The organism is Yimella sp. RIT 621, assembly GCF_004146205.1.
GTDB lineage: Bacteria > Actinomycetota > Actinomycetes > Actinomycetales > Dermatophilaceae > Yimella > Yimella lutea.
The window spans coordinates 39,002-57,128 of the sequence record NZ_SEIP01000010.1 but is presented as its reverse complement, the minus strand read 5'-3'; the positions used below and the strand labels follow the sequence as shown (position 1 = coordinate 57,128).

Below are 18,127 nucleotides of genomic sequence, written 5' to 3'. Positions count from 1 at the left end.
GGTGTCATGCATGAAGATGTCAGGGCCGCACGTCCGGGGCATCTTCCGGGCCTCGACGGCCTTCGGGGCGTTGCCGCGATGGCCGTTGTCATTTTCCACATGTCGCTCGGTCCGGCGGCGAACGGATTCGCGGGCGTCGACGTGTTCTTCGTGCTCAGCGGGTTCCTCATCACTTCGCTGCTGGTGCGGGAGCACGCCGCCACGGGTTCCGTGGCACTCGGCCGGTTCTACCTGCGGCGACTCCTCCGCCTATACCCGGCACTCGTCCTAACCTGTGCCGGAGTGCTGCTGCTCGGAACACTCACCGGCGAGTCCGGTGAGGTGGCCGGAGCATCTCTCGCCGCGCTGGCCTACGTCGCCAACTGGTGGATCTATCTCGGCCACGCGGCCCCGTTACTCGAACACACGTGGACATTGTCGATCGAAGAGCACTTCTATCTGCTTTGGCCGATCACGTTGGTGCTCGTTTGGTCGCGGCGCGGGTTGTTCCGCGTGCTCGGCATCGGGATCGCAATAGCTGCAGTCGTCGCGGTGATGGTTTCCTGGCCTAGCTCGATAGCTGCTGTACGCGCGTCATACGTACGTGGGGTGCCGATCATTTGGGGGAGCCTAATGGCCGTCGCCATGCGCCGCTGGGACTTCGGACGGGTAGGTCGCCCGCTGCGGTGGCTTCAAATTGTCGCATCGCTCCTCCTGCTTGGCCTGCTTGTAGTGCCGTGGGAATTCGGTTGGGTCACCGGAGCGTTCGGCGTCGCAGGGCTCCTCACTGTGGTGATCGTGCTGGGAATAGCGGTGTCGCCGGGCGGCGCGGGCGAGGTGTGGGCGAACCGCGTTCTCGTCTGGCTCGGACGTCGGTCGTACGGCCTGTACCTCTACCACTTCCCGATTCTGAGCATGTTCGCCCATCAACTCCGGGTCGGACCCGACTGGCTGCGCTCTTGCGCCGGCCTGGCGGTCACGCTGGCCGTCGTCGCCTTCTCCTACCGATTCGTCGAATTGCCGTTTCTGCGTCTGAAGGACCGCCGTTTCGCCAGCGCGTTTCGTGGTGACGCTCAACGCCCTTCCGCGTCCCGGTAGACCTCCAGCGTCGCCTCCGCGGTGCGCGTCCAACTGAACTCCGCGGCCCGCTCGACACCTCGCGCACATAGCTCGGCTCGCAGACCGCGGTCTTCGATCACCCGGAGCAGCGCGTTCGCGAAGCCCACGACATCCAGTGGCGCCACAGTGAGGCCCGCATCGCCCACGACTTCCGGGATGGATGAGGTGTTGCTGACGACCACCGGCGCGCCGCATTTCATCGCCTCGAGCGGAGGAAGGCCGAATCCTTCGAACACGGACGGGAGGACGAAACAGTCGCAGGCGCTGTACCAGCAACTGAGTTCTGCGTCAGGAACATGTCCGGTGAAACGGATACGGGACGCGAGCCCGAGTTCGCCGACAGCGGTTTCGAACGCTGCGTTCTTCCATCCTTCGCCGCCGACGATGACCAAGGTGTGCGGGATGCGGTCGGCGATGGACGCGAAGGCGTTAAGGAGGGTGAGAAGGTTCTTGCGCGGTTCGATCGTCCCGACGGCAAGGATGTACGGCGAAGCCATGGTGTCGCGTCGGAAGGCTTGGAGGCGATCGGCTGGTGGGCGCTGAATCGTCGGCGTGGCCGCAAGCGGGATTGCCTCGATTCGGTCGGCGGGAAGGCCCGTCCAGTCCATGAGGTCCGAAGCAGTGGCATGCGAGACCGTGATCACGCGGCGCGCTCGGTGCACGGATTGCCGGGTCGCCGCCGCCAGATAGGCCGTGCGGGACTTGGGCGCGTGTTCTGGGTATCGGACGAATGCGAGGTCGTGCACGGTAACGACGCTCGGCGGCCCGAGCAGGGGAGCCACCATCACCGGCCCATGGAGCAGATCAACATCCATCATTCGCGCCCGTGCGGCGAGCGCGGTCTGTTCCCAAGCGATGCGGCCCACAGGGTGCCGAAGCGGACCGGATCCGCCGGGACTGATCGACACGATGTCCTCGTCGTCGCGGGTGAGCGGTCCCATGGCGGCCAACAACTCGCGGATGTACCTGCTCACTCCGGCCTGACGGAAATCGCCTGCCGAAGACAGGAGCGCGGTATTGACCCCGATGCGCATACTTATTCGCCAACCCCCTTGATGGTCTGACCCGGCGTGAGCCTACGGGATCGGGTTCAGGCGTCGGCAACCTCGAACCGGACGCACCAGTACTGCGACAGTCCGGGCATACTGAACGGCGATGAGAATTGCCATCGCACACGACTACCTGACCCAGCTCGGCGGAGCCGAACGCGTCGTCCTTTCACTGATGAAGGCCTTCCCGGGAGCGCCGGTGCACACCACGCTCTACGACCCCGACACCACCTTCCCTGAGTTCCGAGATGCCGATGTGCGCGTGTCTCCACTCAACAAGGTGGGGGCACTGCGAACCAACCACCGCATTGCGCTTCCGTTTCTCGCCCCTGCCGCCTCTCAGGTGATGATCGACGCTGATGTCGTCGTCGCATCGTCCAGCGGGTGGGCCCATGGATTCCCGACCACCGGAAAGAAGCTCGTCTACTGTCACTCGCCGGCTCGGTGGCTCTATCTGCCGGAGGAATACCTAGGTACGAAGGCCGGGGTGATCAAGCCTGCGCTCTCGGCCATGACACCGGCCCTCAAACGTTGGGACGCGCTGGCCGCGAAGACCGCTGATCGCTACCTGGCCAATTCACATGTTGTGCAGGAGCGCATCAAGCAGGTGTACGGGATCAGCGCCGACGTGGTGTTTCCACCGCATCGCGTCGAAACCGACGGTCTGCAGGAGCCCGCCGCTGAAGTGGTCCAGCGTGGATGGCCCGACTTCCATCTGCTCGTGTCGCGGCTACTTCCGTACAAGAACGTGGACAAGGCCATCGACGCCTTCAATTCGATGCCGGACGAACGGCTGGTCATTGTGGGGCGCGGACCGATCGCCGATCGACTCCGTTCGTCGATGGGTGCGAATTGCGTTCTGCTGGAGGGAATTCCGGACGCCCAGCTGAGGTGGCTCTACGCTCACGCGAGGGCCTTGGTCGCGCCCAGCCACGAGGACTTCGGCTTGACGGTGATCGAGGCCGCGGCGTTCGGCACGCCTGCCCTCGCGCTGCAATCGGGTGGCTATCTCGACACGGTGATGCCGGGGGTGAGCGGCTACTTCTTCCCAGTGGCCGAAGCTGACCAGATCGTCGATGCGGTCCGTCGACACGCCTCGTTGCCGCTCGACCGTGCCCACGTGACCGACCATGCCGCGACCTTCAGCGAGGAAGCGTTCATCGCCTCGATCCGCCGAGCCGTCGACGAACTCGTGAACTGACTCACCACAGCACAAGCTGTCCCGCCAGCGTCGGCGTCGGGATACTGGACGCATGACGAACGACAAGCCTGTGGCGACGTGGCTCACCGACATGGACGGCGTGCTCGTGCACGAAGAACACGCGATTCCTGGCGCGGCCGAGTTCATCAAGGCGCTCCAGGACAGCGGACGCCGCTTTCTCGTCCTCACCAACAACTCGATCTACACGCCCCGCGACCTCCGGGCACGCTTGCGCGCCAGTGGGATCGAGGTGCCAGAGGACGCGCTCTGGACATCGGCCCTCGCGACCGCACAGTTCCTGGACGACCAGCGTCCGGGTGGATCCGCGTACGTCGTGGGTGAGGCGGGGTTGACCACTGCGATCCACGACATCGGCTACGTGATGTCGAGCCGCGACCCGGACTACGTGGTGCTGGGGGAGACCCGCACCTACTCCTTCGAGTCGATCACCCGGGCAATTCGGTTGATCGAGAACGGTGCCCGGTTCATCTGCACCAACCCGGACGCCAGCGGACCGTCGACCGAGGGCAAGCTGCCGGCTACCGGTGCGGTCGCTGCGCTCATCGCCAAGGCGACCGGCGTCGAGCCGTACTACGTCGGTAAACCGAACCCGCTGATGATGCGCAGCGCCCTGAACCAGATCGAGGCGCACTCGGAGACGACGGTGATGATCGGCGACCGACTCGACACCGACATTCGCAGTGGACTGGAAGCGGGCCTGCGCACGATCCTGGTGCTCACCGGTTCGACACGTCCGGAGAAGGTCGACCGGTATCCCTTCGTGCCGACGCTCATCTGTGACTCGATCGCCGACGTCGTTCCGCTGGTCGACGAACTCGCCCCCGCCGAGGATCGACCGTCGGAGTAACGCACTCGAAATGCCTGACACAATGCTCGGCATGAACTCCGCTCGACCCCGCATCCTCTCGGGCATGCAGCCCACCCACGACTCACTTCACCTCGGTAATTACCTTGGCGCGCAGGTGAACTGGGTGAAGATGCAGGAAGAGTTCGATGCACTGTTCTGCGTCGTCGATCTGCACGCACTCACCGTCGTACCCGATCCGGAACAGCTCCGTATTCGCACCCGGGTGACCGCGGCGCAGTACTTCGCCGGAGGCATCGATCCCGAGCGCTCCACCGTCTTCGTGCAGTCGCAGGTGCCCGAGCACGCGCAGCTGGCATGGGTCCTCAACTGCTTCACCGGTTTCGGCGAAGCCAGCCGGATGACGCAGTTCAAGGACAAGTCGGGCAAGCGTGGCGCCGAGGGCACCAACGTGGGCCTGTTCACCTATCCGATGCTGATGGCCGCCGACATCCTGCTGTACGACGCGCAGAAGGTGCCGGTGGGGGAGGACCAGCGTCAACACCTGGAGCTGACCCGCGACCTCGCGCAGCGGATGAACGCGCGATACGGAGACCTCTTCGTCGTGCCCGAGCCGCACATCCCGGCCGACTCGGCGAAGATCATGTCCCTGCAGGAACCGACCGCGAAGATGAGCAAGTCGGCCGACGACCAGCGCGGCAACCTGATGATGCTCGACGAGCCGAAGGCCAACAGCAAGAAGATCAAGTCGGCCGTCACCGACCTCGACAACGCGGTGCGCTGGGACCCCGAGAACAAGCCCGGTATCGCCAACCTGCTGCGCATCCACCATGCCTTTTCCGGCGAGTCGATCGACGCGCTCGTCGAGCGCTACGCAGGCGAGAACAAGTACGGGGCGCTGAAGACCGACGTCGCCGACCTCTTCCGCTCGGTGCAGGAGCCGTTCAAGGACAAGGTCGACACCTACATGGATGATCCGGCTCAACTCGACGAGATCCTTGCGCGTGGCGCACAGCGGGCCCGTGAGATCGCTGCTCCGACCCTCTCACGTGTCTACGACGCGGTGGGATTCATCCAAACCCGATGATTCGAGCCGCAGACATGAAGACCATCGGCGTCTCCATCCCGATTCCCACTCCGTACGCGAGCCAGCTGCGCACCGTCCGCCAGGCAGTGGGTGATCCACTCGCGGACGCCGTCCCCCCGCACATCACACTGATGCCGCCGACCGACGTGCGCCTGATCGATTTGCCGGCGTTCGGTGAGCACCTGCGCACGGTGGCTGCGACCTCGAAACCGTTCCGCATGATCCTGCGCGGCACCGGCACCTTCCGCCCGATCTCACCGGTCGTCTTCGTACAGGTGGCGCGCGGAATCGGCGAGTGCGAGCAACTCGAGTCGCGAGTGCGTCAAGGACCCGTCGAGCGCGAGCTGGAGTTTCCGTACCACCCACACGTGACCATCGCGCACCACCTGAACGACGTCGCCCTGGACGAGGCCTTCGACGAACTGGCCGATTTCAAGGCGACCTTCGACGTCGTCGGTTTCGACCTGTACGAGCACGGCCCGGACGGTGTCTGGCGCTCGGTCGACCGCTTCGAGTTCGGCTCGGCACCGCAGGGTGGCTGAGACGACTGCAGTCTGACCTGCGGGGTACGCCGACGCCACAAAGCAGGAGCGGCCCCGGTCAACGCGATGGTGGGAGCCGCCCACGCACGCGGTGAGGGTGCGCCGGCCCGGTCCGCTTTCTTCGGACGCCAGGTTGAGCCCCAATCAGTCCATCGCCGCTGCGGGCCACTCGGCGTTCCAGCATTGTCCCGGCGCAGCGCCGCGATGAAAGGTGCCCCTTACCCGACGACACGTTCAGCCTGGCGATACCCTGCCATCGTGGCAACTCAAACCCTTCCTGCGAAGCGCACAGGCAAGGCCGGCAGCACCATCTTCCTGAAGACCTTGATGGCCGTCAGTGGGCTGATTTTCGTCGGTTACGTCCTGCTGCACATGTACGGCAACCTCAAGGTGTTCTCGGGCGAAGAGGCCTTCAACACCTACGCCCACCACCTGCGTACCTTCGGTGAGCCGATGCTCCCGTACGGCGGCCTGTTGTGGATCTTCCGCGTCGTCCTGCTGCTCGCTCTGATCGCGCACGTCTACAGCGCCTCGCAGCTGTGGAAGCGCGCCAACCAGGCGCGTCCGCAGAAGTACGCGGTCAAGAAGACCGTCGCTGCCTCCTTCTCCTCCAAATGGATGCGTTGGGGCGGCGTTGCGCTGCTGCTGTTCGTGATCTGGCACCTGCTGCACTTCACGATCGGCAAGATCAACGTGGGCGAGGGCGGCCAGGCCGCTGCGATCACCCAGAACCCCTACCAGCTCGTCGTGCACAGCTTCGGCGCCTGGTGGATGGTGCTGATCTACATCCTCGCGATGGTCGCGCTCGGCATGCACCTGCACCACGGCATCTGGAGCGCCTGCCAGACGCTCGGCTTCACTAGCACCCCGCAGGCTCGCAAGATCGCGAAGACCGCGGCCACCGCGATCGCGCTGATCGTCGCCGTCGGGTTCGCGCTGCCGCCGCTGTTCATCCTCTTCGGCGTGATCGACTAAGGGACTTCGAATTCATATGACTGACACGCTCATCGACGACATGTACCGCCTCGGCGACAACATCGCCGACACCAAGGCGCCCACCGACGTTCCGATCGGGGATCGGTGGACGAAGGCGAAGTTCGAGAACAAGCTCGTCAACCCCTCCAACCGACGCAAGCTGTCGGTGATCATCGTCGGCACCGGCCTGGCCGGAGCCTCCGCCGCCGCCACCATGGGCGAGGCCGGTTACAACGTGAAGGCGTTCTGCTACCAGGACAGCCCGCGTCGTGCCCACTCGATCGCCGCCCAGGGTGGCATCAACGCAGCCAAGAACTACAACGACGACGGCGACTCGGTCTACCGACTCTTCTACGACACCGTGAAGGGCGGCGACTACCGCAGCCGCGAGAACAACGTCTACCGCCTGGCCGAGGTGTCGACGAACATCATCGACCAGTGCGTGGCGCAGGGTGTTCCGTTCGCGCGTGACTACGGCGGCCTGCTCGACAACCGTTCGTTCGGTGGTGTGCAGGTGGCCCGCACGTTCTACGCCCGTGGTCAGACCGGTCAGCAGTTGTTGATCGGTGCCTACCAGGCGATGGAGCGTCAGGTCGCGGCCGGCACGGTCAAGGAGTACGTGCGCCACGAGATGCTTGAGCTGATCGTTGTCGACGGCAAGGCTCGCGGCATCATCGCGCGCGACATGGTCACCGGTGAGATCGAGACCCACCTGGCCGACGTGGTCGTGCTCGCCACCGGCGGATACGGCAACGTGTTCTTCCTGTCGACCAACGCGATGGGCTGCAACGTCACGGCCACCTGGCGCGCGCACCGCAAGGGTGCCTACTTCGCCAACCCGTGTTACACGCAGATCCACCCGACCTGCATCCCGGTCTCCGGCGACCACCAGTCGAAGCTGACGCTGATGTCGGAGTCGCTGCGCAATGACGGGCGCATCTGGGTGCCCAAGCGCAAGGAAGACTGCGACAAGGACCCGCGCGACATCCCCGAGGAAGACCGCGACTACTACCTCGAGCGCATCTACCCGGCGTTCGGAAACCTCGTCCCGCGTGACATCGCCTCGCGCCAGGCGAAGTACATGTGCGACGAGGGACGCGGCGTCGGCCCGATGGTCGGTGACTTCCGTCGCGGCGTCTACCTCGACTTCGCCGATGCCGTCTCGCGGATGGGTGAGGCTGCGGTGAAGGCGAAGTACGGCAACCTGTTCGACATGTACGCCCGCATCACCGGCGAGGACCCGTACAAGGTGCCGATGCGTATCTACCCGGCTGTGCATTACACGATGGGTGGCCTCTGGGTCGACTACGACCTCGAGACCTCGATCCCGGGTCTGTACGCGGTCGGCGAGGCCAACTTCTCCGACCACGGTGCAAACCGGCTGGGTGCCTCGTCGCTGATGCAGTGCCTGGGGGACGGCTACTTCGTGCTGCCCAACACGATCCGCGACTACCTCGCGGAAGGACCCTTCGAGCCGGTCACCGAAGACCACCCCGCAGTCGTCGAGGCGCGTCAGTCGGTCGAAGGTCGAATCCAGAAGTTGCTGTCGATCAACGGCGAGCGCACCGTCGACTCCTTCCACAAGGAACTCGGCAACATCATGTGGGAGTACTGCGGCATGGAGCGCTCCGAGGAAGGTCTGCGCAAGGCGATCGACCTCATCCGCGGTCTGCGCGAGGAGTTCTGGCGCAATGTGCGGGTGCTCGGTTCGGCCAACACGCTCAACCAGTCGCTGGAGAAGGCCGGCCGTGTCGCCGACTTCCTCGAGCTGGGTGAGCTCATGTGCATCGACGCCCTGCACCGACGCGAGTCGTGTGGAGGCCACTTCCGAGCGGAGAGCCAGACCGAGGACGGTGAGGCGCTGCGTCACGACGACGAGTTCCTGTACGTCGCGGCCTGGGAGTTCGAGGGCGAGCCCTCCGGCGGCCCGAACGCGCCGATCCTGCACAAGGAAGACCTTGTCTACAACTCGATCGAGCTGAAGCAGCGGAGCTACAAGTAATGAATCTGACTCTCAAGATCTGGCGCCAGGACGGCCCCGACACCGCGGGCGAACTCGTCACCTACCCGGTCACGAACATCTCCGAGGACATGTCGTTCCTGGAGATGCTCGACGTGCTCAACGAGGAACTGATCGCCAAGGGCGAGGAGCCGATCGCTTTCGACAGCGACTGCCGCGAGGGCATCTGCGGCGCGTGCTCGTTGATGATCAACGGCGAAGCGCACGGGCCGGAGGTCACGACGACCTGCCAGTTGCACATGCGCTCGTTCCGCGACGGCGAGACCATCACGATCGAGCCGTGGCGCGCGTCCGCGTTCCCGATGGTGCGTGACCTGGTGGTCGACCGTTCCGCGTTCGACCGCATCATCCAGGCCGGCGGCTACATCTCGGTCAAAACCGGTGCTGCCGTCGAAGCCAACAACATGCAGGTGCCGAAGGTCGCCGCCGACCGTGCGTTCGACGCCGCGACCTGCATCGGCTGTGGCGCGTGCGTGGCGGCCTGCCCGAACGCGTCCGGCATGTTGTTCCTCGGTGCGAAGGTCACCCACCTCGGTGAGCTGCCGCAGGGCCAGGCCGAGCGCGACTCGCGCGTGGTGTCGATGCTCAATCAGCACGACCATGACGGTTTCGGTGGTTGCACCAACATCGGTGAATGCGCCGCTGCGTGCCCGAAGGAGATCCCGCTGGACGTCATCAGCCAGCTGAACGCGGACTTCCGCAAGGCCAAGAAGCACGCCTGACGATTGCGCATTTGACCGGCCGGCAGATCGATCTGCCGGCCGGTTGCTTTTCGTGTCAGGCAGCCGGACGAGAGTAGGACGGCGTCACGACCGCTCCGTAGTAACCGATCAGTTCATCGACCACTCCGGACCAGGATCGGGCTTCCATCTTGCGGTGTGCGCTGTCACCCATCCGCTCGCGTAGGGCAGGGTCGATCACCAGGCTGTTCACGCTCGCGCGTAGTGCTCCTGCTGCGTCAGGGTCGAACAGGTACCCCGTGACGCCCGGTTTCACGATGTCGAGCGGACCGCCCGCTGCAGGAGCAACGACCGGGAGCCCGGCAGCCATCGCTTCTTGCAGCGTCTGCCCGAAGGTCTCGTTCACGCCGGTGTGGACGAAGACGTCGAGCGCGGCGTACGCCTGTGCCAGAGGCAGTCCCTGGCGGAAACCGAGGAAGTGCGCCTTCGGCAGCAGTTGCTCGAGCTTCTCCCGTGACGGACCGTCGCCGACGACGACAAGCGACGTGTTCGGTAGGTCGGCGACTTCAGCGAGGCGGTGTACCTGCTTCTCCTGCGCCAACCGTCCCACATAGCCGACGATCGTCTCTCCGTTCGCTGCGACGCAAGCGCGCAACGCGCGTACCTCGTCCGACGTCTTGAGTTCGGGGGAGTAGAGCGCGGTATCGACACCGCGACTCCACAACGCGGCGCGGGGAACGCCGTGCTTGACCAACTCGGCGAGGGTCGCCGACGAAGGCGCCAGGGTGATGTCGGCGAGTGAGTGCAGGTGGCGGATCCAGCGCCAGGAGACGTTGGAGATCCTGCCACGCAACGGGCCTGCGTGCTGGGCGAGATAGCTCGGCATGTCGGTCTGGTAGATCGCCACCGTGGGAATTCCGAGGTTGCGTCCGGCAGCAAGCCCTCGCCAGCCGAGGCCGAACGGGGATGCCGCATGGACGACGTCCGGCCGGACCTCGTGCAGGATGCGCTCCAGATCGGTCGTCGGTAGGCCGACGCGGAACTGGCGAAGGGTGAGGCCCTGGACAGTGCGTACGGGGAAACCGCGGTACGACTCCGGAGCCGGGCCGGGACAGATGACGACGGCCTCGTGGCCACGGTCGGCCAGGTGATCCAGCACCCGACAGACACTTGTGGTCACGCCATTGAGACTGGGCAGGAACGACTCGGTCACGATCGCAACTCGCACGACTTACACAGTGCTGGACGTGAGTGGACTCACAACGCAGACGGGTCGACGGCTAGGTGAGAGTCAGGTGAACGGGATGGGTTAGCGTTCGGGCATGACTGACCTGAGCCCCGGCGAGATCCCGGGCTTTTTCGCTGTTGTTCCGGCCGGGGGGTCCGGGACGCGCCTGTGGCCGCTGTCGCGTGCCGGTTCGCCGAAGTTCCTGCACGACCTGACCGGATCGGGCAAGTCGCTGATCAGGTCGACGGTCGACCGGCTGACGCCGTTGTGCGGTCCGCGGATGATGGTCGTGACCGGGGCGCGGCACGCCGAGGCGGTGCGTGAGCAGGTGCCCGAACTCGGGCCGGACGACCTACTGGTCGAGCCGTCTGCGCGTGAGTCGATGCCTGCGATCGGGCTGGCCGCGGCGTTGCTGGAGCAGGTGGATCCCGAAGCGGTGATCGGTTCGTTCGCGGCCGACCATGTCATCACCGACGACGAGGAGTTCCACCAGTGCGTTCGTGAGGCGGTCGAGGTCGCCCGCACCGGCAAGCTGGTGACGATCGGGATCGAGCCCACCCACGCGGCAACGGGATTCGGTTACATCCAGACCGGTGAGGCACTCGGAATCGAGGGCGCGCCGTCTGCGCTGAGTGTGAAGGCGTTCGTGGAGAAGCCCGACGGAGAAACTGCGGAACAGTACGTCGCCAGCGGCGAATACCGCTGGAACGCAGGGATGTTCGTGGTCAAGGCGTCCGTGTTGCTCGACATGCTCGGTCAGTACCAGCCGGTCATGGCCCACCATCTGCGTTCAATCGCGAACAACCCGATGCGCCTCAACGAGCTCTGGCCGCGCCTGACCAAGATCGCGATCGACCCGGCCATCGCCGAGCCGGCCGCCGTCGATGGCAAGGTCGCGGTGGTCCCAGGCGCCTTCGGGTGGGACGACGTGGGCGATTTCGCCTCTCTCGCTTCGGTCTTGGTGGAATCGGCCGATGCGCCCGGCGTGAAGGTGCTCGGCGAGAGCGAACTCGTGTTCATGCAGGACTCCACCGGTGTCGTCGCCCCCCGATCGGGGCGCACGGTTGTGGCCCTCGGTTTGGACGACATCGTCGTGGTCGACACCCCGGACGCCGTCCTGGTGACCACCCGTGACCGGGCCCAGGACGTCAAGAAGATCGTCGAGAAGCTGAAACTGTCCGGCCGCGAAGACCTCACCTGAGCTACACCCGTAGTCGAGGGAAGTGGTTGCAGTAGCCACCACTTCCCGATCCCTCCGGTACGCGTCGTACGCTCGGTGACCATGGCTGACACACGCGCGCGAGTGTTCGATCTGGGCTATCGCAAGCTGATGCGTCCGGTGCTGTTCCGGATGGGTGACGGCGACGCCGAGACTGCCCACCACGCGACGCTGAAGCAGATCCAGGCTTTGAGCAGCCGTCCCTCGGCGCTCAAGGCACTGTCCCGGGCGACGGCGGTGCAGACGGCGCCCGTGACGATCGCCGGTATCCGGTTCCCCAATAGGGTCGGTCTGGCAGCCGGCGTCGACAAGGACGGTGTGGGCGCGAAGGCCTGGGGTGCGCTCGGTTTCGGGCACGCCGAACTCGGCACCGTGACCGCACAGCCGCAGCCCGGCAACGACAAGCCGCGCCTGTTCCGGCTGCCCGAGAGCCAAGCGATCATCAACCGGATGGGGTTCAACAACCTCGGCGCACAGCACCTCGCCGACGCCCTGGCGCTCGCCGGCAAGCTTCCGATCCCGGTGGGCGTGAGCATCGGCAAGACGAAGGTCACCCCGGTGGAAGAGGCGGTCAAGGACTACCTGACCTCGCTGCGCGCGGTCGACGAGTACGCCGACTACATCGCCGTCAATGTTTCCAGCCCGAACACTCCCGGGCTGCGCACGCTGCAGGACAAGGAACCGCTCGCGGAGCTGCTTGCCGAACTCGTCACTGAGACAACGCGATTGGCATCGACTCGTAAGCGCGCCAAGCCGACGCCGATCTTCCTCAAGATCGCCCCGGATCTCACCGACGAAGCGATCGACGACGTCCTCGAGGTCGCCCAGCGGGCCGACGTCAGCGCGCTCATCGCCACCAACACCACGCTTTCGCGCGACGGACTGGCGGACGGCGACCTGCCCCTCGCGAGCGAGGCCGGCGGCCTCTCCGGCGCTCCCCTCACTCGCCGCGCCCGCTACGTCGTCGAGCGGGTCGCGTCCCGATCGTCTCTGCCAGTGATCGGCGTCGGCGGGGTGATGACCGCAGACGACGGGAAGGCCCTGATCGATGCGGGCGCGTCGTTGATCCAGGTGTACAGCGGCTTCATCTACGGCGGTCCGGCGTTGGTCGGCGACCTTAACCGCGCTCTCGGCTGACCGCTTCCCGAGTGTCAGGCGTTTCGCGTCGTTGGCGACGTTCATCGTCTGACACTCGGTGTCCACAGGGGCGCTTGTCGGACGCGGTCATCCACAGGGTCGGCTGCATGGGTTTCGGGGCGCTCGCCACACCACGACGTTCTACGCATGGGTACTGCGAAGAATCTGGACGCTCGTCGCCGCGCCGTTCGCATGGCGGAGGATCAGGACGGAGTTCTGACACGCGCGGACGCCGCTCGACTCGGGATGGACGCCCAGGCGATCCGCAAAGAGCGGGCGCAAGGGCGAGTAGTCGTCGACGGGCGGGCGATCAGGGTCGTCGGCCAGCAGCTGAGCGAACGCGGCGAATGGCGGCGGCTTCTGTCCAACAGTTCTCCTGACTGTGCCCTGGACGGGCTGACCGCATTGCGATTCTTCGGCCTGGAGAACTTCGACGACGGCCAGGTACATGTCTCTGCTGCCCGAGGAGCGAAGGTGCGCAGGCGGCGCGATTCATGCGTCCACGTCCTTCGGTGCTGGGATCCAGTGGACGTCGTCCAGCTCGACGGTCTACGCCTCGTAGTTCCTGAGATCGCGGCGGTGCGTGCGGCACGATGGGCCATCAGCGACCGTGCCGCCGCGACCGTCCTCGCCATGTCCGTGCAGCAGCGGCTCATACGAGCCGAGGACCTGCGGCAACCAGCAGCGTCCCTGCCGCGGCACCGTCGCAACAGCTTCATCCGAGCCTTGGTCGACGAGATCGCCGGCGGCTGCGAAGCCCTCGGTGAGATCGACTTCGCGCGCGAGTGTCGTCGCCGCGGTCTACCCGAACCCGTCCGACAGCAGGTCTTGAAGCGTCCGGGCGGTCGGTGGTTCCTGGACGTCCGTTGGCCTGAGTTCGGGGTCGTCGTCGAGGTGGACGGTGTCCAGCATCAGCTTCCCGAACGGGCGACCTCGGACGCGCTGAAGCAGAACGAGTCGACGCTTCGTGACGAACGCGTTCTGAAGTTCACGACGCTTGCTGTGCGGACGGGCGCCGATGAGTTCTACGAGCAACTGGCTCGAGCACTACGTGCTGGGGGATGGACAGACTGACCGTGCTGAGTGTCAGACCCATTGCGTCGTGCGGGACGCAAACGGTCTGACACTCGTGAGGGGGACTCCGTTCGGCGAGCCGTCCCGACCGTTCGCCTCGACTCGATCCAGCCGAAGAACCCCGCTGACTAGGCTGTGATCATGGCCACGACTGAGTCCGATCTGCCGTTCGAGGCGCTCTACGACGCGTCCGCGCTCGCCGACTTCGACGCGGCGACCAGGCTGGGGGAACCGGGGCAGTACCCGTTCACCCGCGGCGTCTACCCGAGCATGTACACCGGGCGCCCGTGGACGATGCGCCAGTACGCCGGGTTCGGCACCGCCAAGGAGTCGAACGAGCGGTACAAGGAACTGGTCGCCAACGGCACCGGCGGCCTCTCGGTCGCGTTCGACCTGCCGACCCAGATGGGCTACGACTCCGACGCCGAACTGGCCCATGGCGAGGTCGGCAAGGTCGGCGTCGCGATCGACAGCATCGACGACATGCAGTTGCTCTTCGACGGGCTGCCGCTCGATGAGGTCAGCACCAGCATGACCATCAACGCCCCGGCCAGCACCCTGCTCCTGATGTACCAGCTGACTGCTGAGCAACAGGGCATCGCGGCCGACAAGCTGACCGGCACGATCCAGAACGACGTGCTCAAGGAGTACATCGCCCGTGGCACGTACATCTACCCGCCGGCCGAGTCGTTGCGCTTGACGTCCGACGTGTTTGCCTACTGTCACAGCGAGATTCCCAGGTGGAACACCATCTCGATCAGCGGCTATCACATGGCAGAGGCTGGTGCGACGCCCGTGCAGGAGGTGGCGTTCACCCTCGCCAACGCCAAGGAGTACGTCCGTGCCGCCCTGGCCGCCGGCCTCGCCGTCGACGACTTCGCACCCCGCCTGTCCTTCTTCTTCGTCGCCCGCACCACGCTGCTGGAGGAGGTCGCGAAGTTCCGCGCAGCCCGCCGCATCTGGGCGCGGATCATGAAGGAGGAGTTCGGCGCTCAGAATCCCAAGTCGCAGATGCTGCGCTTCCACACCCAGACCGCCGGCGTCCAGCTCACCGCCCAGCAGCCCGAGGTCAACCTGGTCCGGGTCGCCCTGCAGGGCCTGGGTGCGGTGCTCGGCGGCACCCAGTCGCTGCACACCAACTCCTACGACGAAGCCATCGCACTGCCGACCGCGAAGGCCGCTCGTCTCGCGTTGCGCACCCAGCAGGTGATCGCCTACGAGACCGACGTGACCAAGACCGTCGACCCGTTCGCCGGCAGCTACGTCGTGGAGGCGCTCACCGACGACATCGAGGACGCCGTCAACGCGCTCATGCAGCAGGTCGAGGACAAGGGCGGTGCGGTGAAGGCGATCGAGGAGGGCTTCCAGAAGTCGGAGATCGAACGCTCGGCCTACGCGATAGCACTCGAGATCGACAGCAAGGAGCGCACGGTCGTCGGGCTCAACCGGTTCACCATCGACAAGGACGACAAGTACGAACCGCTGCGTGTGAACCCGGCCATCGAGGCCGAGCAGGCTGCGCGCCTCGAACAGTTGCGCAAGGAGCGTGACAACGCCGCCGTCACCAAGGGTCTGGACGCTCTGCGCAAGGCTGCCGAAGGCACCGACAACGTCCTCTTCCCGATGCGCGAGGCGCTCGCCGCCCGCGCCACCGGGGGAGAGGTCAGCAGCGCGCTGCGCGATGTCTGGGGGATGTACGTCCCGCGCGAACAGTTCTGATGCGAGACCTGGTCAGCGGCACCCGACGTAGGGCGTCCTTCTTCGGCAGTCACTTCATGGCGATCTGCTTGAGTCTGCTGATGCTCGTGCTTGCTGCGACGCTGCTCACCAACTGCCAGGGCAGCGACAGCAAGGACGCGGCCTCGACGCGCAGCTACGAACGCACCACCAGCACGTCCACGACCTCCACCGCGAAAGACGGCCTGCGCACGGTCGACTATGCCGAGCTGCCCACCCAGGCCAAGGCGACGATCAAACTCATCGACGACGGCGGCCCGTTCCCCTACCCCCGCGACGACGGCAAGACCTACCGCAATCTGGAAGGGCACCTGCCCAAGCAGAAGGCCGGCTACTACAAGGAGTACACGGTCAGGACGCCCGGTGAGTCCGACCGGGGCGCCCGGCGCATCGTGGCCGGCAGGGACGGCACGATGTACTACACGTCCGACCACTACGACAGCTTCCGGAGGATCATCCGATGAGCAGCCTGACCGTCACGCTGGCGCGCAAGGAGTCCGCCGTCCTGCGCTCGCAGCGCAGCGTGCGGGAGATCGCGGCTGTCGGGGAGCGGGCCGGCTGGACCGTGGTCGGCCTTGCTCTGGAGGCACCGACCGACAAGGCCGCCTTCCTCGACAAGTGCGCGGACGCATTCGACCTGCCGGACTGGTTCGGGCACAACTGGGACGCCCTCGCCGACTGCATCGACGACATCCAGCACGAGCCCGGCACCCTGGTGGTGTTCGACGGTGCGCATCACCTTGCCGAGCACGATCTGGAGGTCGTCCGGCAGATCTTCACCGAGCGGGTGGACCTCGGTCCGCAGCCGTTCGTAGTCGTCGCGACCTCGGGCGCTGCCGGTCGCGACACCGACAAGCCGTAGACTCCATCGGTTGTGACCACCACTGCTTCTGCCACCGCGACCCTGATCGACCGGCTCGCTGCGCAGGTCACCGCGCTCGAGCCCGAGCTGATCGAAGTGCGTCGCCACTTCCACCAGCACCCCGAGATCGCGTTCCAGGAGCACCACACCACCCAGCGGGTGCGCGACACCCTCGTCGCCGCGGGCATCTGCGTCCGCGAGTTCGACGGCACCGGTCTGGTCGCTGAGGTCGGCCCGGCCCAGCCGTCCTTCCGCTCCGCACTGCGCGCCGACCTGGACGCGCTGCCGATCCCGGAGCGCACCGGTCTGGAGTTCGCGTCCCGCTCGGCGAACATCTGCCACGCGTGCGGTCATGATGTCCACACCTCTGCGGTGCTGGGTGCGGCGCTGGCGATGAAGAAGCACGAGGACGAACTCACCGAGCTCGGCACAGCGGTCCGGTTCATCTTCCAGCCGGCCGAGGAGGTCGTGCCCGGAGGCGCGCACACCGTCCTTGAAGAGCGCGCACTCGACGGCGTCGACCGCGTGTTCGCCGTGCACTGCGACCCGCACATCGACGTCGGCACGGTCGGATTGGCCGCCGGCCCGATCACCGCGGCGTGCGACGGCATCCACGTCATGGTCAGCGGACGGGGCGGTCACACCAGCCGCCCGCACCTGACCCAGGACGTCGTGTTCGCGCTCGCGAAGATCATCAGCGAACTGCCCGCCGTCATCTCGCGCCGGATCGACCCTCGCGCCGGGGCCACCCTGGTCTGGGGCGAGGTGCACGCTGGTAACGCCAGCAATGTCATCCCTGCGGTCGGCGAGGCACACGGCACGCTGCGCATCCTGGACGCCCAGGCGTGGGACGAGGTCGGGGCGCTCATCGAGCCGACCATCCACGAGATCGCCGCGCCCTACAAGGTCAAGGTCGAGGTGCGTCACGTCCGCGGCGTCCCGCCGGTCGTCAACGACGCGGACGCGGTCAGCGCGCTGAGCCTGGCGAGCCTGCGCGCTGTGGGGCCGCACTCGGTCGTCCCGACCCGTCAGTCGATGGGCGGTGAGGACTTCAGCTGGATGCTGCGCGACCGTCCCGGAGCCATGGCACGCCTGGGCACACGTACTCCCGGTGGCAAGACGTTCGAGCTGCACCAGGGTGATCTGGTGGTCGACGAACGGGCCATCGGGATCGGCGCTCGGCTGCTCGCCGGGGCCGCGCTGGTGCGTCCGACCGAGCACTGAACCGGCGATAGCAGACCTGGTTGGACGGCCGGTGACCGTTCGGTAACGGTTCCCCGGGAACGGACTGACCGGGCTTCTACCCGGGGGTAGAGTTCGGACCGCTTGCCCGGTACATCATGCGGGCCGGCGGTCCCGGGATGCGATGACACGTCGCGTCCGGGAAACCCC

At 66.0% G+C, this 18,127-nt stretch carries 17 protein-coding genes; 15 read left to right on the top strand and 2 right to left on the bottom strand.

Going from position 1 to position 18,127, the window contains the following annotated elements; translation table 11 throughout:
• Positions 1 to 6 precede the first annotated feature (6 nt).
• Entirely contained in the window at positions 7 to 1,077 is a 1,071-nt protein-coding gene (locus EU513_RS10805; protein ID WP_168990241.1) for an acyltransferase, read from the top strand.
• On the opposite strand, the gene EU513_RS10800 is transcribed toward EU513_RS10805, so the two are convergent.
• Positions 1,053 to 2,072 (bottom strand): glycosyltransferase family 1 protein, encoded by a 1,020-nt coding sequence (locus tag EU513_RS10800; RefSeq protein ID WP_168990240.1) that lies wholly within the window; start codon positions 2,070 to 2,072, stop codon positions 1,053 to 1,055. The genes EU513_RS10805 and EU513_RS10800 overlap by 25 nt on opposite strands.
• 181 nt (positions 2,073 to 2,253) lie before the next feature.
• Here EU513_RS10800 and EU513_RS10795 point away from each other — a divergent pair, with 181 nt between their 5' ends.
• The 7 genes from EU513_RS10795 (at position 2,254) to EU513_RS10765 (ending at position 9,520) form a co-directional block, all read left to right on the top strand.
• Positions 2,254 to 3,348 carry a glycosyltransferase gene (locus EU513_RS10795; RefSeq protein ID WP_129625906.1) on the top strand — a complete coding sequence of 365 codons (1,095 nt, stop codon included), beginning with the start codon at positions 2,254 to 2,256 and terminating at the stop codon, positions 3,346 to 3,348.
• A gap of 52 nt (positions 3,349 to 3,400) precedes the next feature.
• Positions 3,401 to 4,216 carry an HAD-IIA family hydrolase gene (locus EU513_RS10790; RefSeq protein ID WP_129625905.1) on the top strand — a complete coding sequence of 272 codons (816 nt, stop codon included), beginning with the start codon at positions 3,401 to 3,403 and terminating at the stop codon, positions 4,214 to 4,216.
• Positions 4,217 to 4,247: 31 nt separating this feature from the next.
• Positions 4,248 to 5,261 (top strand): tryptophan--tRNA ligase, encoded by a 1,014-nt coding sequence (trpS, locus tag EU513_RS10785; RefSeq protein ID WP_129625904.1) that lies wholly within the window; start codon positions 4,248 to 4,250, stop codon positions 5,259 to 5,261.
• Positions 5,262 to 5,275: 14 nt separating this feature from the next.
• Entirely contained in the window at positions 5,276 to 5,803 is a 528-nt protein-coding gene (locus EU513_RS10780) for a 2'-5' RNA ligase family protein (protein ID WP_129625903.1), read from the top strand.
• A gap of 258 nt (positions 5,804 to 6,061) precedes the next feature.
• Positions 6,062 to 6,778: a succinate dehydrogenase cytochrome b subunit gene (locus EU513_RS10775; RefSeq protein ID WP_240796026.1), complete on the top strand. Its 717-nt coding sequence runs from the start codon at positions 6,062 to 6,064 to the stop codon at positions 6,776 to 6,778.
• Between the two features lie 16 nt (positions 6,779 to 6,794).
• Positions 6,795 to 8,780, top strand: a complete 1,986-nt coding sequence (locus tag EU513_RS10770; protein ID WP_129625901.1) for a fumarate reductase/succinate dehydrogenase flavoprotein subunit — start codon at positions 6,795 to 6,797, stop codon at positions 8,778 to 8,780.
• Positions 8,780 to 9,520: a succinate dehydrogenase/fumarate reductase iron-sulfur subunit gene (locus tag EU513_RS10765; RefSeq protein WP_129625900.1), complete on the top strand. Its 741-nt coding sequence runs from the start codon at positions 8,780 to 8,782 to the stop codon at positions 9,518 to 9,520. The genes EU513_RS10770 and EU513_RS10765 overlap by 1 nt, the downstream gene beginning before the upstream one ends.
• Positions 9,521 to 9,575: 55 nt before the next feature.
• Here EU513_RS10765 and EU513_RS10760 read toward each other — a convergent pair whose 3' ends face one another.
• Complete coding sequence (locus EU513_RS10760) at positions 9,576 to 10,658, bottom strand: glycosyltransferase family 1 protein (protein WP_239701251.1); 1,083 nt, start codon at positions 10,656 to 10,658, stop codon at positions 9,576 to 9,578.
• A gap of 142 nt (positions 10,659 to 10,800) precedes the next feature.
• On the opposite strand from EU513_RS10760, the gene EU513_RS10755 reads away from it, so the two are divergent.
• From EU513_RS10755 to EU513_RS10725, 7 genes are all read left to right on the top strand, one after another.
• The gene (locus tag EU513_RS10755) at positions 10,801 to 11,907 is read left to right on the top strand and encodes a mannose-1-phosphate guanylyltransferase (protein ID WP_129625898.1); all 1,107 of its coding nucleotides are present in this window, start codon (positions 10,801 to 10,803) and stop codon (positions 11,905 to 11,907) included.
• 81 nt (positions 11,908 to 11,988) lie between these two features.
• A complete protein-coding gene (locus tag EU513_RS10750) occupies positions 11,989 to 13,062 on the top strand; it encodes a quinone-dependent dihydroorotate dehydrogenase (protein ID WP_129625897.1) in 1,074 nt (357 codons plus the stop codon).
• A gap of 147 nt (positions 13,063 to 13,209) precedes the next feature.
• Positions 13,210 to 14,136 carry a type IV toxin-antitoxin system AbiEi family antitoxin domain-containing protein gene (locus EU513_RS10745; protein WP_129625896.1) on the top strand — a complete coding sequence of 309 codons (927 nt, stop codon included), beginning with the start codon at positions 13,210 to 13,212 and terminating at the stop codon, positions 14,134 to 14,136.
• Positions 14,137 to 14,277: 141 nt separating this feature from the next.
• The gene (locus tag EU513_RS10740; RefSeq protein ID WP_129625895.1) at positions 14,278 to 15,855 is read left to right on the top strand and encodes a methylmalonyl-CoA mutase; all 1,578 of its coding nucleotides are present in this window, start codon (positions 14,278 to 14,280) and stop codon (positions 15,853 to 15,855) included.
• Positions 15,855 to 16,337 carry a ribonuclease domain-containing protein gene (locus tag EU513_RS10735; protein ID WP_205744750.1) on the top strand — a complete coding sequence of 161 codons (483 nt, stop codon included), beginning with the start codon at positions 15,855 to 15,857 and terminating at the stop codon, positions 16,335 to 16,337. The genes EU513_RS10740 and EU513_RS10735 overlap by 1 nt, the downstream gene beginning before the upstream one ends.
• Entirely contained in the window at positions 16,334 to 16,735 is a 402-nt protein-coding gene (locus EU513_RS10730; RefSeq protein WP_129625894.1) for a barstar family protein, read from the top strand. The genes EU513_RS10735 and EU513_RS10730 overlap by 4 nt, the downstream gene beginning before the upstream one ends.
• Before the next feature lie 12 nt (positions 16,736 to 16,747).
• On the top strand, positions 16,748 to 17,959 hold the full coding sequence (locus EU513_RS10725; RefSeq protein ID WP_239701258.1) for an amidohydrolase: 1,212 nt from the start codon (positions 16,748 to 16,750) through the stop codon (positions 17,957 to 17,959).
• Positions 17,960 to 18,127 lie beyond the last annotated feature (168 nt).

Excerpts from the sequence above, each read along its gene's own strand:
- EU513_RS10805 (WP_168990241.1), top strand. The coding sequence starts at position 7 with ATGCATGAAGATGTCAGGGCCGCACGTCCGGGGCATCTTCCGGGCCTC.
- EU513_RS10795 (WP_129625906.1), top strand. The coding sequence starts at position 2,254 with ATGAGAATTGCCATCGCACACGACTACCTGACCCAGCTCGGCGGAGCC.
- EU513_RS10790 (WP_129625905.1), top strand. The coding sequence starts at position 3,401 with ATGACGAACGACAAGCCTGTGGCGACGTGGCTCACCGACATGGACGGC.
- trpS (WP_129625904.1), top strand. The coding sequence starts at position 4,248 with ATGAACTCCGCTCGACCCCGCATCCTCTCGGGCATGCAGCCCACCCAC.
- EU513_RS10780 (WP_129625903.1), top strand. The coding sequence starts at position 5,276 with ATGAAGACCATCGGCGTCTCCATCCCGATTCCCACTCCGTACGCGAGC.
- EU513_RS10770 (WP_129625901.1), top strand. The coding sequence starts at position 6,795 with ATGACTGACACGCTCATCGACGACATGTACCGCCTCGGCGACAACATC.
- EU513_RS10765 (WP_129625900.1), top strand. The coding sequence starts at position 8,780 with ATGAATCTGACTCTCAAGATCTGGCGCCAGGACGGCCCCGACACCGCG.
- EU513_RS10755 (WP_129625898.1), top strand. The coding sequence starts at position 10,801 with ATGACTGACCTGAGCCCCGGCGAGATCCCGGGCTTTTTCGCTGTTGTT.
- EU513_RS10750 (WP_129625897.1), top strand. The coding sequence starts at position 11,989 with ATGGCTGACACACGCGCGCGAGTGTTCGATCTGGGCTATCGCAAGCTG.
- EU513_RS10745 (WP_129625896.1), top strand. The coding sequence starts at position 13,210 with ATGGGTACTGCGAAGAATCTGGACGCTCGTCGCCGCGCCGTTCGCATG.
- EU513_RS10740 (WP_129625895.1), top strand. The coding sequence starts at position 14,278 with ATGGCCACGACTGAGTCCGATCTGCCGTTCGAGGCGCTCTACGACGCG.
- EU513_RS10735 (WP_205744750.1), top strand. The coding sequence starts at position 15,855 with ATGCGAGACCTGGTCAGCGGCACCCGACGTAGGGCGTCCTTCTTCGGC.
- EU513_RS10730 (WP_129625894.1), top strand. The coding sequence starts at position 16,334 with ATGAGCAGCCTGACCGTCACGCTGGCGCGCAAGGAGTCCGCCGTCCTG.